Here is a 13,970-nt window from a genome sequence, read left to right as displayed (position 1 = left end):
ATTAAAAAAAAAATAAGAAAAAATGAGTTATAGCAATAACTCACAAACAAAGGAAATTAAAATTACATCTTTCATTATGAAAAGTATTCTAATCTCCCTTATTCCAGTTCACAACACCATAAACAATACATAAAAGTGTGGATAAGATAATTCCAATATAAACACCCCAAATCAAAGGGTCTTCAATTCCTAAAATCATCATTATGCATCACTTCCCTTAGTGTCTATTTTTGAAAATGCTTTATCGATTGTCTCTTGTGCAGGAGGCTGGGTAAGCAGACTTACAACGATTACGAATATTGCTGAAATTGGAACAGCAATTAACATTACATCAATAAACGGCCATGGTGCTGCAGGCAAGAGCGTATCAACACCAAATATGAAGTTACAAATTCCAAGACCAACTGCAGTCTTTTTGAATACAAACATTAACCAAAACAGACTTACAAATGTTCCGGACAATATTCCTGCAATTGCTCCAAGTCTTGTAATTCCTTTCCAGTAAAGTGCACCTAAAAATACCGGCAGGAATGCCGCTGCACAAATTTCAAAGAACAGACTTGTTCCAAGTGCAACCACACTTCCCGGAAGTGAAAATGCCATGATCAATGCCAAAATAATAGCTATTAAAATACCCACCCTGGAAATTGACACCTGATCCAATTTTTGTTTTGATTTGTCTCTTAAAGTATGATATATATCTACACCAAATGCTGTTCCCTGAGTATGCAGTTGTGAGGATATGGTTGACATTGCAGCTGCAATCAATGACAATAGGAAAATATATACAAACCATTCAGGCAGTGCCATTGTAATGAATGTAGGAATAATCTTATCAATATTTCCTCCAACAACATCCACTGCAATTTTACCCAATTTATCCATGAAATACACATTTGAAAGTGAACCTACAATGTAAGCGGTTGTAGGCATGATTGCAATGAATATTCCTCCAATTAAAACAGACCTGTTCAATTCCTTGTCAGATTTAACAGTCATGAACCTTACAATTAATGAAGGCTGTGCGAGTACCCCAATACCCACACCAATTAAAGTAGATGAAACTAAAGACCACCAGAATGGTGTTCCAAATTCCGGAAAAGAAGTCCAACCGGTTCCACCCGTAGCCAGAGCATCGGCAGGATACAAGTTACTCATATTCGTAAGTGCAGTATTTGCAGTATCGATTCCGCCAAGCAACCAATATACAAATACAAGCAGGAAAACCATGGCTAAAACCATAATTGTTCCCTGAAGTGCATCAGTATACATTACACCACGTATTCCTCCAAATAGAACATAAAATGTAATAATGATTGATAAAATTAAAAGTGCAATACTGAAATCAATCAACAGAGATGATTCCAAAAATCTAGCAGCACCAATCAATACGACAGCAGCATAAATCGGCATTGCACAAAAAATAATTAATCCAGATACTGACTGAATAAACTTACTGTCAAAACGTTTACCTAAAAACTCTGGAAAAGTCAATGATTCCAAAGCATGACCCATACGTCGAGTTCTTTTTCCTAAAAATACAAAAGCGATGAACACACCAATAATAATATTCAAGAATGCCAGCCATAAAACACTCATACCATATTGACCAGCAACACCTCCAAAACCAACAATAGCCGCCGTTGAAATAAAAGTAGCACCATAACTCATTGCCATGACAAATGGATGAGTATCTTTACCAGCTATCATAAAATCTTCAGAGGAATTAGTTTTTTTGAATGCATAATAACCTACAAGAACTAAAGCAAAAATGTAGATTATAAATACAATTGCCAAAATCATTACATCCATAAATAATTACCTCTTAAAAATAATAATACAATTAGTTATATATTATAAAAGATATATAAATATTAGCATAAAGATACATCAATGTACTATAATGTACATCACATATTTTTATCATAATAATCCCCCAATTATTAAACAACATTATAAATTTTTATAGTACTTCAACCTAATAATTAAACATATTAAAAAAATATTAAAATAGGGATACTATGTTTTGGAACGAAAAAGCAGAATGTATGAATAAAGATGAAAAAGAGGCGCTCCAGCTTGAAAGACTTAAGAAAACTGTCAAGCACGCATATGAAAATATTGAATTTTATAAAAAGAGATTTGATGAAATCGGATTAAAGCCGGAAGACATCAAAACTTTAAAGGATATCGAAAAAATTCCATTTACAACAAAAAGCGATTTAAGGGAAGCTTATCCTTTAGGATTACTTGCAGTACCTCGCGAAGAAATTGTTGAAGTTCACGCATCCTCAGGAACAACCGGAAAACCGACCGTAACTGCATACACACAAGATGACTTGGATATTTGGGGTGAATGTATTGCACGTGGCCTTAAGATGGTTGGTGCTGAAAAAGAATATATTATCCAAAATGCTTATGGATACGGATTGTTTACAGGAGGTTTCGGTATTCACCACGGAGGAAATAAAATGGGTGCCATAACCCTACCAATTTCAGCAGGAAATACAAAAAGGCAGCTTGACACCATGGTAGATTTCCAAAGTGATATCCTAACTTGTACCCCTTCATATGCGGCATACCTTGGTGAATCAAGAGAAAAAGCTGGAATTCCATTAGAAGACATTAATCTTAAAGCAGGAATACATGGGGCTGAAATGTGGACTGGCGAGATGAGAAAAAGAATTGAAACATCTCTTGGAATTAAAGCTTACAACATTTATGGATTAACCGAGGTAATGGGACCTGGAGTTGCTCAGGAATGTGGCGAACAAAACGGAATGCATATCCAAGACGATCATTTCTACCCAGAAATCATCGATTCAGACACCGGCGAAACATTAAATTACGGTGAAAAAGGAGAACTTGTTTTAACATCCCTAACTAAAACTGGAATGCCTATTTTAAGATTTAGAACAAAAGACCTGACTTCATTGATTGGTGAAAAATGTGAATGTGGAAGAACAACTGTAAGAATGACCAGAATCACTGGAAGAAGTGATGACATGCTTAAAATCAAAGGTGTAATGGTATTCCCATCACAAATTGAAAAAGCATTGCTCAAAATTAAAGGAATCAGTCCTAATTACATGATTCATGTAACAAGACCAGACATTCTTGATGAGGTCGAAGTTAAGGTAGAAGCTTCCAAAGAGTTATTCTCCGATGAAATGAAAGAAATGGAAAGAGTAGAAAAACAAATCCAAGCATCAATTAGATCAGAAACTGGTTTAAGAGTAGATGTAACATTATGTGAACCAGATTCACTTCCAAGAAGTGAAGGTAAAGCTGTTCGTGTAATAGATGAAAGAAATTTTGAATAGGTGATATAATGGTAGTTCAACAAATTTCAATATTTATCGAAAACAAAGAAGGAAGAATTAAAAAAGCTATTGACACACTAGCTAAGGAAAATATCAACATTCGTGCGCTTTCAATAGCAGATACAACAAAATATGGAATTTTAAGATTGATTGTTTCTGACAATGAAAAGGCAATTAATGCCCTTGAAAAAGATGGTTTTGTTGTAAAAGAAAATGATGTTATCATCTTAGCAGTTCCAGATGAACCAAACGGCCTAAATTCCACATTAGCAATCTTCGATGAAAAAGGAATCAATTTAGAATATTTATACGCATTTGTAAGTAACAAAACTGATGAAGCTATTGTAGTTATGAGATTAGAAAATATGGAAAAAGCTATTGAAGTTTTAGAAGATAGTGATGTCAAAATTTTAAACATTGAAGACATTAAAGAAATTTAGAAAAGATTAAAATCTTTTCTATAAATTATTTTTATTTTTTATTTCAATTACTTTATCTAAAGGCACTTCTGTTTTTTTAGCTATTTCTTCAGGTAGGTCACCAGAGTTTAGCAAATTCAAAATAATTTGTTCGATACCCTGTTCAATACCCTGTTCAATACCCTGTTCAATACCTTCTGTTTTACCATCATTAAATTTATTTTCGCCATATTCATGGATTAAACTCATTCTACCACCCAACAAATCACAAATAATATTCCTTTCCAATGAATCTTCAACAAACTTGTCTGTTGTTAACCACATTATACTATACGCCAAATCTTTTTGGGATATTGTTAAATTTTTTAATTTAAATAAAATTTTTAGAACCTTATAAATATACTCAACAATATTGGCCCCTTTTTTACTTAATGGAACTAACGACAATATTAACCCATTTGTTATTTTTCTTATTTTGATCTGTCAAAGCAACATATGAATGTGCTCTTCTTGAAAAGTCATTATTTATAGTAGTGCTTTGAAATTCTATAATTAAATTTTCATCACCCAAAATCTAAAATCAAATCAGGCTTATAATATGACGGGTCAATGTGTCGCAATTCTTTTGTCCATACTTTAGTCCTTTTTGATTTTTTACCAATAATCTCTAAAAGGATACCGGCATCTTCATCAGAAACATTTTTAAAAAGCATGTCCTCTTGAAAATCTGCCATGAAAAATCCACCTCCTAAAGATAAATTAGTAAAAAATAATTAAAAAGGTTTAATATTTAATTTAAATGATTATAATTTAAATAAAATGGTTTTTAAGGATAAATTTTAAAGAATAATATAAATAATCCAATATAACCTCAATTTTTAAAAATAAAAGCAATATTACTAAATGAAATTAATCCAAAAAAACTAAAAAAAAGTATTGAAAAAAAATGAAAAAAATAAAAGAATAGCTAGAATTCTTTAATCATGTTAGCTACGTCTTCTTTTGAATATCCTAAACGGACAAAAAGATTTTTGAGAGATTCATTTTCAGGGATTGTGCCTAATTCCCTCCAACTTTTAAAATCATTTTTTAAAATACCGTTGATTAAAAGTTGAATGGTAATCAAATCATCGCTTTTAACAGCAATAAATGCATCTTCATCAGCAAAAACATTATCTGGATCAATTAAGGTAAGTTTACCAGTTACATCTTTTTTTACAATCGCATTATCAATTTTGTAAACCATAATACCACAACTCATTATCTAGTAAAAGATTTATTTTAAATAGTATTTAAATTTTTAACCTTTAATTGATTTGTATCCACTCTCAATAGCTTTTAAATTCATATCATGGAACTTCGGTTTTAAATTATTTTTCATTGCATCAATGACTGAATCTTTTGACAATGGGAAATTATCGTCAGCAGTAACGGCACCAAGCAAAACCATGTTCAATGCCAAAACGCTTCCCACCTCCCTAGCCAGTCTAGTTCCTTCAATAGGAAGAACATGTTTGAAATTTTCTTTTAATGTTTTTGTTATGCTATCCACATCAGGATACGGTTTATCGGATGAAGATGGAATGATTGGATGAGTATTATAGACAATTTTAGTTTCTGAATTGACCTTATCCAATCCTCTTATTGTTTCAATTGGTTCAAAAGAAAGCAACATATCTGCACCCTGATTAGGAATGATTGAAGAATTGTATCCCCCAATTTTAAGTTCTGTAGAAACAGATCCTCCCCTTTGAGACATACCGTGAATTTCACTCATCACTACATCCAGACCTTGATTCATTGCGGCTTCACCAATAATTGTGGAAGTTTTAATAATTCCTTGGCCACCTACACCACAAATATATATACTATAATGATTATCCATTTTTTCACATCCTACCTGCTTCTAGAGCACCATATCTACAGACTTGTATACAGACATTACATCCATCACATTGTGATTCATCAATAACTATTTTTCCATTTACTTTTGAAATAGCTGGACATGCAAGTTCACTTACACATTTATCACAGTTATTACAATTACTTTCAACCAGTTTTACAGGAGGTTTTTTAGTCAAACCTTTAATTAAGGTACATGGTGCCTTTGATACAATTACTGCAGCATCTTTTCTTTCAAAAGCTTCCTTGTAAGTTTTGACAACCTGTTCCAAATTGAACGGATTGATTACACGTACATAATCACAGCCACAGGCCAAAGCCAATTTACGTATAGAAACTTCAGGTGCCTCATCACCCATACCGTCAATCGGAATACCGGGGTTTGGCTGACCACCAGTCATTGCAGTAATCCTATTGTCCAAAACAGACAATACGAAGTTGTGCTTATTGTGAACTGCATTGATTAATGGAGAAATTCCACTGTGGAAAAATGTTGAGTCTCCAATGAAACCTGCAACTTTCTGGTCTGTGGAAACTGAAAATCCACAACCGTCCCCAACACTTGAACCCATTGACAGAGAGTAATCGGCGGCATTATATGGTGGATTGATTCCTAACGTATAACATCCAATATCTGTTGCAAATACAACATCTTCCGGTTTTAATCCTAACTCTTCAATGGCTCTGTTTATTCCATAATACATTGCCCTGTGAGGACATCCTGCACATAATACCGGTGCACGTGATGGGATATCCTGGGACAGTTTTTCCAAACTTGATGAATAATCAACATCAGCATCATCACTGAAGTTCAATATTTTATTAAATCCTTCTGCAACAACATCTGAATTGAATTCATGGAAAAGAGGGAAAGTTCCATCCAATTTACCATGAACAACAACATCCAGTTTTTTGGAAGCGATAGTTGCCAAAGTATCCTTCTCCATTATCGGATCGACTTCCTCAACTATGAATACTTCATCCAAACCACTTAGGAATTCAGCGACTTTTTCCTGTGGAAACGGATATGAGAATCCTAATTTCAAAATATCCATGTCCAAACCATTGAATTTGACGACATCATGAGCATAGTTATAAGCACTACTTGATGAAATTACACCATATTTTTTATCACCTGCAAAGTCAACTTCTACATTTAAATCACTTTGGTTTGTGATTTTTTCGATTTTATGAACTTTATCCCATAGCCTGACATGCATATCCCCTGCAAATGCAGGAACCGGAACAAACTGTGAAGGGTCCTTTTTAAAGTGACCTCTTTTCCAGTGATCCTCGTTGTTTGAGGAATTGTCTTTAACATCTCCAAATTCGACAACACCTCTCATGTGAGATACGCGAGTAGTTGTCCTAACTATCACCGGAATTTCAAATTGTTCGGATAAATCAAATGCATATTTAACCATGTCTTTAACTTCTTGACAATTGGACGGTTCCAAAACAGGAACATTGGCCAATCTAGCATAGTAACGTGTGTCCTGTTCATTTTGAGATGAGAAAAGTGAAGGGTCATCAGCAGACAATATCACCATTCCTCCTCTAACTCCAGAATATGCAGTTGTCATGAATGAATCGCTTGCGACATTCATTCCTACATGCTTCATAAATGTAAATGAACGTAATCCAGAAGCAGCAGCAGTAGCTGCAACCTCCATTGCCACTTTTTCGTTTGTGGAAAATTCAAAATAAATATTTGCATCTTTAGCCAATACCGATAATACATTTCCAATTTCTGATGAAGGAGTTCCCGGATAAGTAGCTGCAATAGAAACGCCTGCCTCTATTACTCCTCTTACAGCAGCTTCATTACCAAGTAAAAATTGCTTTTCACCGCCAACTCCTGTAACTAATTCTTTTAAATTCATTATATTTTCCTCAAAATAATCTGTTAATACAATAATTATATAATAGTTTAATATATAAATATTATATTATAATATTTTATAAACTTATAATATATTGGAGGGAAAATGATGATAAAGGTATATGTTTCCAGGTTCAACCCTGAAACGGATGATGAACCCCATTTAGAGTGTTATGAAATTGAAGAAACACCCCAAATGAAAGTATTGGATGCACTTCAAGCCATTAATGAAAAATATGATGCAGACATTAGTTTTAGAAAATCCTGCAGGGCAGGACAATGCGGATCATGCGGAATATTGTTTAAAGGAAATGGTGCTCTCGCATGTCAAAAGGATATTAAAGACGGTGCAATAATTGAACCGCTTAACTTTCCGGTAATTAAAGACTTGATTGTCGATAAATCCAGTATCGAAGCAAAAGTAAAAGATTTAGAATTATCCCTTCAATGTGACCACAAATGCAATGGGCTTGATACTTCAATCACAAAGGAAGACACAAAGGACACCAAAAAAGTAAGAAGCTGTATTGAATGCTACTCCTGTCTTTCAACATGTCCTGTTGTCAACATTGCAACTGAAGAATTCGGTGGCCCTTACCTGATGAGATACATAAATAAATTTGAAACTGATCCAAGGGAGAACTTTGACAGACTAAAAGAAGCTTTGGACGAAGGTTTGTACAATTGTACCAGCTGCGGTAAATGTTTAGCAGTCTGTCCTAAAAACATCAACACATTCGGCGATGCAATTGAAAAAATGAGAGCAATTGCAGTTGCAAACGGTTCAGGACCTCTCCCTGAACATGTCGCATTTAAAGAAAATATCCTGAAAAGCGGAAGGTCAGTAACAACCGACAATACCCCTTTCATCGAACAGGCTGAAAATTATAAAAACTCAAAAATCGCATTTTTCACCGGATGTATGGTTGATTACAAATTTCCAGAACTTGGTCAAATGCTTGTGGATGTTTTTAAAGAAAATGGAATTGATATAGATGTTCCGGAAGGCCAAGTTTGCTGCGGATCCCCTCTTTTAAGAACCGGACAGACTGACATCGTTCAAGACCTTGTAGACAAAAATAAGGAAGTTTTCAAGGATTACGATACAATAATTACAATTTGTTCCGGTTGTGGAGCTACCCTAAAAAGCAATCACCCTGAATTCGGTTCAAAATTGCATGTGATGGACATCAGCGAATTCCTAGTGGATAAGATAGATGCAAGCAAATTAAAAGAAGTTGACATGACCGTTACCTATCATGATCCTTGTCATTTAGGCAGAAGTCAGGGAATTAAAGATGCTCCTCGTGAAATTATTGAAATGATTCCAGGAATCAAATTCAATGAAATGAAATATCCATGTCAATGCTGCGGTGCCGGAGGAGGAATAAAATCCGGAAAACCTGAAATTGCAATGGACTTATCCAAATCAAAGGCAGAAATGATTAAAGAAACCGATGCCGATGCGGTGATATCAATCTGTCCGTTTTGTAAACTAAACATCCAGGACGGTTTGGATGCAATCGGATGCGGAGATATAAAAACTTTACATTTACTTGAATTACTGACCAAAGCTTACGAATGAACTTAATGAGGAGTTGATTAATATAGGAGACACTGCTGTAAGTGAACAGAAAGTGGTTGAGACCACTGCAATGAGTTCACCTGAAAAGGAGGAAGAAAGCAAAGCAGAAAAGAAATCAACTTCCAGCAAGAAATCAAAGCCAAGGCCTCAATCCAGAGGAACCGCAAGATCAAAGCTCATAAGAGATAGAGAAGAAAAAGAAATCAACCTTTTCAAGGACAACATTTACATCGTATTTGTAGAATGCGAAACCCCCGGAAATATAGGTTTTCTTGCAAGAACAATGGCAAACTTTGGATTGAAAAATCTGGTGTTAATAAATCCTCCAAAATTGACTAACGAAGCCTATTACCAGGCCACCCATGGGAGATACATTGTAGAGAATGCTAAAATCTACAAAACCTTGGATGAATTCTACCAGTCACAAAGAATTGACTTTAAGGTTGGTTCAACAGGCATGGCTGGAGGAAGCTACAATCTCTCAAGAATTCCGATTAAACCCGAAGAGCTTGGTAAATCACTAAATGTATCAAATAAAATAGCAATATTATTCGGAAGAGAGGGAGATGGACTTACAAATAAAGAGATAAGCGATTGCGATATCTGCGTGTCCATTCCAACAGATCCAACTTATCCTATCATGAACATTTCACATGCTGCTGCGATAATCTTTTATGAATTATTTAAAAATAAGCACGAATTTGGTGTTGAAGGTTTAAATGAAAGTACAGCACTTGAAAAGGATTATTTATTAAAAGATATGAAAGATTTAATTGATTATCTCGACATTCCGGAACACAAAAAGAAAAACGGATTAAAAACCTTTAACAATATCATTTCAAGGGCATTCATAACAAGCAGAGAAGCACATACATTTAAAGGAATATTAAGACGACTAAAGAATAAACTTGGTGAACAATGAGACGGCCTAGATTTGTGGATATTAGCATATTCACCCTCAAATACATATTTAATTGGAGATTTTGGATAGCCGAGATTACCAAAAAGTCAAATACCTACAAAAAAATCATTGACAAAATGCTTTTTGAAGATGATGAAATTGTTGTTATACCAAATACGATCAATATCAACAAGAAAATAGAATCTTCAGGCTCCGAATTCTTACCTACTGCAATAATAAAAGAAGTAATCAGGCGCACCGACGACATTGTAATTATGAATTCATGTTTATGCAGATCATCTAATGGCTGTAAGGACTATCCCCAGGACATAGGATGCATTTTTCTTGGTCCCACATCCAAAAAGATTCCGGAACATATCGGTAAAAAGGCAACTGTAGAAGAAGCTTTAGCTCAAGTCGATAAAGCTGATGCAGCCGGTTTGAGTCATATTATCGGAAGAAATAAAATTGATACCGTTTGGATGAACGTGCATCCGGGAGAAGGGCTGCTGACAATATGCCACTGCTGTCCTTGCTGCTGTCTGTGGAAAGTATATCCAAACCTGGATAAGGATATAAGCGGCAAATTGGAAAAGCTTGACGGAATTAGTGTCAAGATTAATGAAGAAAGCTGCAGACTATGTAAAAAATGTTTGAATGAAATCTGCATGTTCCAGGCAATCGATTTAAAGGACAATAAAATAACTATTGACTATGACAACTGTAAAGGCTGTGGCCTTTGCGTTAATACTTGCAAATTTGATGCAATTACAATTGATTATGATGATAAGACTATTGATAATGTAATCAATAGAATTGACAATTTATTTGAAAAAGAATTATAATGTTTGTGAAAAAATGGCAATCTTAAGCGATAAAACTATAAAAGAATATTTGGAAGAGGGAAAAATAGTTATTGACCCCCTTTTAAATGAAAAACAAATTCAGCCATCTTCTATCGACATGAGACTGGGAGATGAATTTAAAGTATTTAAAGTAATCAGAAAACCTTACATAGATCCTAAAGATGAAGAGGACATTGCCTCCTATATGGAATACACTACAGTTGAAGAGGGTGAAGCATTCATCATACACCCCAATGAATTCGCACTTGCAACAACCCTAGAATATGTTAAAGTGCCTGAAGACTTAGTGGCAAGAGTGGAAGGCCGTTCAAGTATGGGCAGGTTAGGTGTTACAATGCACGTTACCGCAGGATTTATTGATCCTGGATTTGAAGGGAAAATCACATTGGAAATATCCAACATCGGAGCTATGCCTGTAGCGCTTTATCCAGGCCAAAGGGTATGCCAAATAGTGTTTGAAACAATGACAACCCCTTCAGAAATTCCTTACGGACACCCTGAAAGAAATAGTAAATATATGGGCCAAACCCGTCCCGAAAGCAGTAGGGTAAAATTAGATTATGAATTAAAAAAAGATTAGGAGTTAATATTTATGAATCATGATAAAATGAGTAATATCAGTGCCAAAAGAGGATTTTTATGGCCGTCTTTTGAGATTTATTCCGGAGTATCCGGTTTTACAGATTATGGACCTCTTGGAGCAAGTTTAAAAAACAACATCATGCAAAAGTGGAGAAAGCAATACGTTTCAGGAGAAGGCTTTTATGAAATAGAAGGTCCTACAGTAATGCCTAAAGAAGTTTTAAAAGCATCAGGACACGTTGATAACTTCACTGATCCAATGTGCAAATGTGAAGAATGCGGAGAAGTATTCAGAGCAGACCACATCATTGAGGAAGTAATAGGAGAAGATGTAGAAAGCCTAGAAAATGAAGAGCTTGACCAAATAGTCATCGACAATAACATTACCTGTCCAGAGTGTGGCGGAAAATTGTCAAATATCTGGAACTATAACCTAATGTTCAAAACCGAAATAGGAGCAAAAGGAGACAAAGTAGGTTATATGAGACCTGAAACCGCCCAAGGAATATTTATTTTGTTCAAACGTTTAGAAAGATTTTTCAGGGGAAAACTTCCATTTGGAGTAGTTCAACTTGGAAAAGCATACAGAAATGAAATATCACCAAGACAAGGAGTAATCAGGCTCAGAGAATTCACACAAGCTGAAGCTGAAATATTCTTAAATCCAAAAGATAAAACCCATCCAAAATTCGCACAAATCGAAAATGAGATATTGACCTTGAATTCACAGGAAGTTCAGGAAAACAATACGGAGCCAATTAAAATCACTGCACGTGAAGCTCTTGACAAAGGAATTGTTGCAAATGAAATGCTCATCTATCAATTATATTTAGCACGTAAATTTTTGAATGAAATTGGAATACCTAATGATGTTTTAAGATTCAGACAGCATTTAAAAGGGGAAATGGCACACTATGCCCTTGACTGTTGGGATGTTGAAGTTAAAACTGACAAATACGGTTGGGTTGAAATTATTGGAATCGCAGACAGAGGAAATTACGACTTATCTTCCCACTCAGAATTCAGTAATGACGATTTGAATGTGTTCGTTGAATATGATGAACCTAAAAAAGTTCAAAGAACTATTGTAAAACCTAATTTATCAAAATTCGGACCCGTGTTCAAAGGAGATTCACCTAAAGTAAAACAGGCCATTGAAGATGCTGACCCTGAAGAAATAAAAGCCGCCCTTGAAAATGACGGCAAATTTAGTGTGGAATTGGACAAAGTCTATGAAGTTGATGAAGATTTGCTCATCTTTGAAGACATTGAAGAGGAAATTACCGGTGAAAAAATCATCCCCCACGTAATTGAACCTTCATTCGGTATCGACCGTATACTCTACTCCGTATTATTGCATTCATTTACCGAAACCGAGGAAAAAGACTACTTCAAATTTAACAAGTCAGTAGCTCCAGTTCAAGTAGGAGTATTCCCTCTTGTTAACAAGGAAGGTCCTCGTGAAATAGCTCAGCAATTAACTGAAAAGTTAAGAATGTCAGGATTTAAAGTTGAATACGATGCCGCCGGAACAATAGGAAAAAGATATGCCCGAGCTGATGAAATTGGTATTCCTCTTGCAGTTACAATTGATTTTGATACTCTTGATGACAATCAAGTTACCGTGAGAGACAGAGACAGCGAAGCTCAGGAAAGAATAGCTATCGATGAACTGAATGAATATCTGGAAAAATATTATAAATGAGTTCAAAACTCATTTATTCTCCTTTTTAAAATTTTCAAACAGACCAAGTGCCCATTTAATCGAATCATCATGTTTAGAAATCAGCAACCTGTTCTGGTCAAAATAACCATCTTCCTTAAACAGACCGAATACCATCACAGTATCAGTAATAATCAATAGGAAGTTATTTTCCCCATTATATGAAGACAATTTTTTAATCTTTGAGTTCTTTTCCATAATACCTAAAATATTTTCACTGACAATAGCTTCTATATCCTTTTCGTTTTCAACCAAAATCTCCAATTCCCTATTAAACTCTTCATAATAAAACGGCAAAATGCATTTCACTTCACTAGCCTCTTTCAAAGCATTTACAATATAATTATAAGTTCTATATGCATCAATTTCTTTGGATTCAATCAGACTGGCCCGGCCAATGAGATACAATTCAGCAACGGACTCATTCGGAATAACATCAACCAAATGCTTATCCAATATATTAAAAAATTTATTTAATGTATTGATAATATCATTAAGCTCCAAGATATTCTCTATTTTTAATCTCATGCAATTGGACAGATAGTATTTGCTGGATTCACGGTAAATGTAACCTTCCAATTCCAGCTTATGCATTGTACTTGATACTGAACTATAGCTCAATCCTGTATCTACAGTCAAGTCCTTCATGTTTTTCGGATGTTCATATAACGTAGCAAGCACTTTTAACCGAGATATGGAGTTTGTTATATGCTTTACTTCATTAGATATTGATTTATAACTTTCTAAATAACTTTTGTTTTCTACCAATGTAAGACCACCTATTAGT

Annotated in this window: 15 protein-coding genes; 7 read left to right on the top strand and 8 right to left on the bottom strand. The window is 34.7% G+C overall.

Going from position 1 to position 13,970, the window contains the following annotated elements; genetic code table 11:
- Positions 1 to 88: 88 nt before the first annotated feature.
- Entirely contained in the window at positions 89 to 202 is a 114-nt protein-coding gene (locus QZV68_RS10235) for a symporter small accessory protein (RefSeq protein WP_363136729.1), read from the bottom strand.
- Positions 202 to 1,812: a sodium:solute symporter gene (locus QZV68_RS00605; RefSeq protein ID WP_296877572.1), complete on the bottom strand. Its 1,611-nt coding sequence runs from the start codon at positions 1,810 to 1,812 to the stop codon at positions 202 to 204. The genes QZV68_RS10235 and QZV68_RS00605 overlap by 1 nt, the downstream gene beginning before the upstream one ends.
- 209 nt (positions 1,813 to 2,021) lie before the next feature.
- Between QZV68_RS00605 and QZV68_RS00600 the strand changes: the two genes are divergently transcribed.
- Positions 2,022 to 3,323 carry a phenylacetate--CoA ligase family protein gene (locus QZV68_RS00600; RefSeq protein WP_296877570.1) on the top strand — a complete coding sequence of 434 codons (1,302 nt, stop codon included), beginning with the start codon at positions 2,022 to 2,024 and terminating at the stop codon, positions 3,321 to 3,323.
- 8 nt (positions 3,324 to 3,331) lie between these two features.
- On the top strand, positions 3,332 to 3,763 hold the full coding sequence (locus tag QZV68_RS00595) for an amino acid-binding protein (RefSeq protein ID WP_296877567.1): 432 nt from the start codon (positions 3,332 to 3,334) through the stop codon (positions 3,761 to 3,763).
- A gap of 18 nt (positions 3,764 to 3,781) precedes the next feature.
- On the opposite strand, the gene QZV68_RS00590 is transcribed toward QZV68_RS00595, so the two are convergent.
- From QZV68_RS00590 to iorA, 5 genes are all read right to left on the bottom strand, one after another.
- A complete protein-coding gene (locus tag QZV68_RS00590) occupies positions 3,782 to 4,189 on the bottom strand; it encodes a hypothetical protein (RefSeq protein ID WP_296877565.1) in 408 nt (135 codons plus the stop codon).
- A 116-nt stretch (positions 4,190 to 4,305) separates the two neighbouring features.
- Positions 4,306 to 4,476: a hypothetical protein gene (locus QZV68_RS00585; protein WP_296877564.1), complete on the bottom strand. Its 171-nt coding sequence runs from the start codon at positions 4,474 to 4,476 to the stop codon at positions 4,306 to 4,308.
- A gap of 233 nt (positions 4,477 to 4,709) precedes the next feature.
- The gene (locus tag QZV68_RS00580; RefSeq protein WP_296877562.1) at positions 4,710 to 4,988 is read right to left on the bottom strand and encodes a hypothetical protein; all 279 of its coding nucleotides are present in this window, start codon (positions 4,986 to 4,988) and stop codon (positions 4,710 to 4,712) included.
- 54 nt (positions 4,989 to 5,042) lie between these two features.
- The gene (locus QZV68_RS00575; RefSeq protein WP_296877560.1) at positions 5,043 to 5,627 is read right to left on the bottom strand and encodes an indolepyruvate oxidoreductase subunit beta; all 585 of its coding nucleotides are present in this window, start codon (positions 5,625 to 5,627) and stop codon (positions 5,043 to 5,045) included.
- Positions 5,628 to 5,631: 4 nt separating this feature from the next.
- Positions 5,632 to 7,527, bottom strand: coding sequence for an indolepyruvate ferredoxin oxidoreductase subunit alpha (gene iorA / locus QZV68_RS00570; RefSeq protein WP_296877558.1), 1,896 nt, complete (start codon positions 7,525 to 7,527; stop codon positions 5,632 to 5,634).
- A 108-nt stretch (positions 7,528 to 7,635) separates the two neighbouring features.
- On the opposite strand from iorA, the gene tfrB reads away from it, so the two are divergent.
- The 5 genes from tfrB to glyS are packed head-to-tail and all read left to right on the top strand — an operon-like array spanning position 7,636 to position 13,165.
- Positions 7,636 to 9,111 carry a fumarate reductase (CoM/CoB) subunit TfrB gene (tfrB, locus tag QZV68_RS00565; protein ID WP_296877603.1) on the top strand — a complete coding sequence of 492 codons (1,476 nt, stop codon included), beginning with the start codon at positions 7,636 to 7,638 and terminating at the stop codon, positions 9,109 to 9,111.
- Between the two features lie 13 nt (positions 9,112 to 9,124).
- Positions 9,125 to 10,033 (top strand): TrmJ/YjtD family RNA methyltransferase, encoded by a 909-nt coding sequence (locus tag QZV68_RS00560; protein WP_296877556.1) that lies wholly within the window; start codon positions 9,125 to 9,127, stop codon positions 10,031 to 10,033.
- Positions 10,030 to 10,857 (top strand): DUF362 domain-containing protein, encoded by an 828-nt coding sequence (locus tag QZV68_RS00555; protein ID WP_296877554.1) that lies wholly within the window; start codon positions 10,030 to 10,032, stop codon positions 10,855 to 10,857. The genes QZV68_RS00560 and QZV68_RS00555 overlap by 4 nt, the downstream gene beginning before the upstream one ends.
- Before the next feature lie 13 nt (positions 10,858 to 10,870).
- Positions 10,871 to 11,458 carry a dCTP deaminase gene (gene dcd / locus QZV68_RS00550; protein WP_296877552.1) on the top strand — a complete coding sequence of 196 codons (588 nt, stop codon included), beginning with the start codon at positions 10,871 to 10,873 and terminating at the stop codon, positions 11,456 to 11,458.
- Positions 11,459 to 11,470: 12 nt separating this feature from the next.
- A complete protein-coding gene (gene glyS, locus QZV68_RS00545) occupies positions 11,471 to 13,165 on the top strand; it encodes a glycine--tRNA ligase (RefSeq protein ID WP_296877550.1) in 1,695 nt (564 codons plus the stop codon).
- A gap of 9 nt (positions 13,166 to 13,174) precedes the next feature.
- Here glyS and QZV68_RS00540 read toward each other — a convergent pair whose 3' ends face one another.
- Positions 13,175 to 13,951, bottom strand: a complete 777-nt coding sequence (locus QZV68_RS00540) for a winged helix-turn-helix domain-containing protein (protein ID WP_296877548.1) — start codon at positions 13,949 to 13,951, stop codon at positions 13,175 to 13,177.
- Positions 13,952 to 13,970 lie beyond the last annotated feature (19 nt).

Source organism: uncultured Methanobrevibacter sp., assembly GCF_902801725.1.
GTDB lineage: Archaea > Methanobacteriota > Methanobacteria > Methanobacteriales > Methanobacteriaceae > Methanocatella.
Note: the sequence above shows the minus strand (reverse complement) of the source record. Positions and strands in the feature narration are given on the sequence as shown.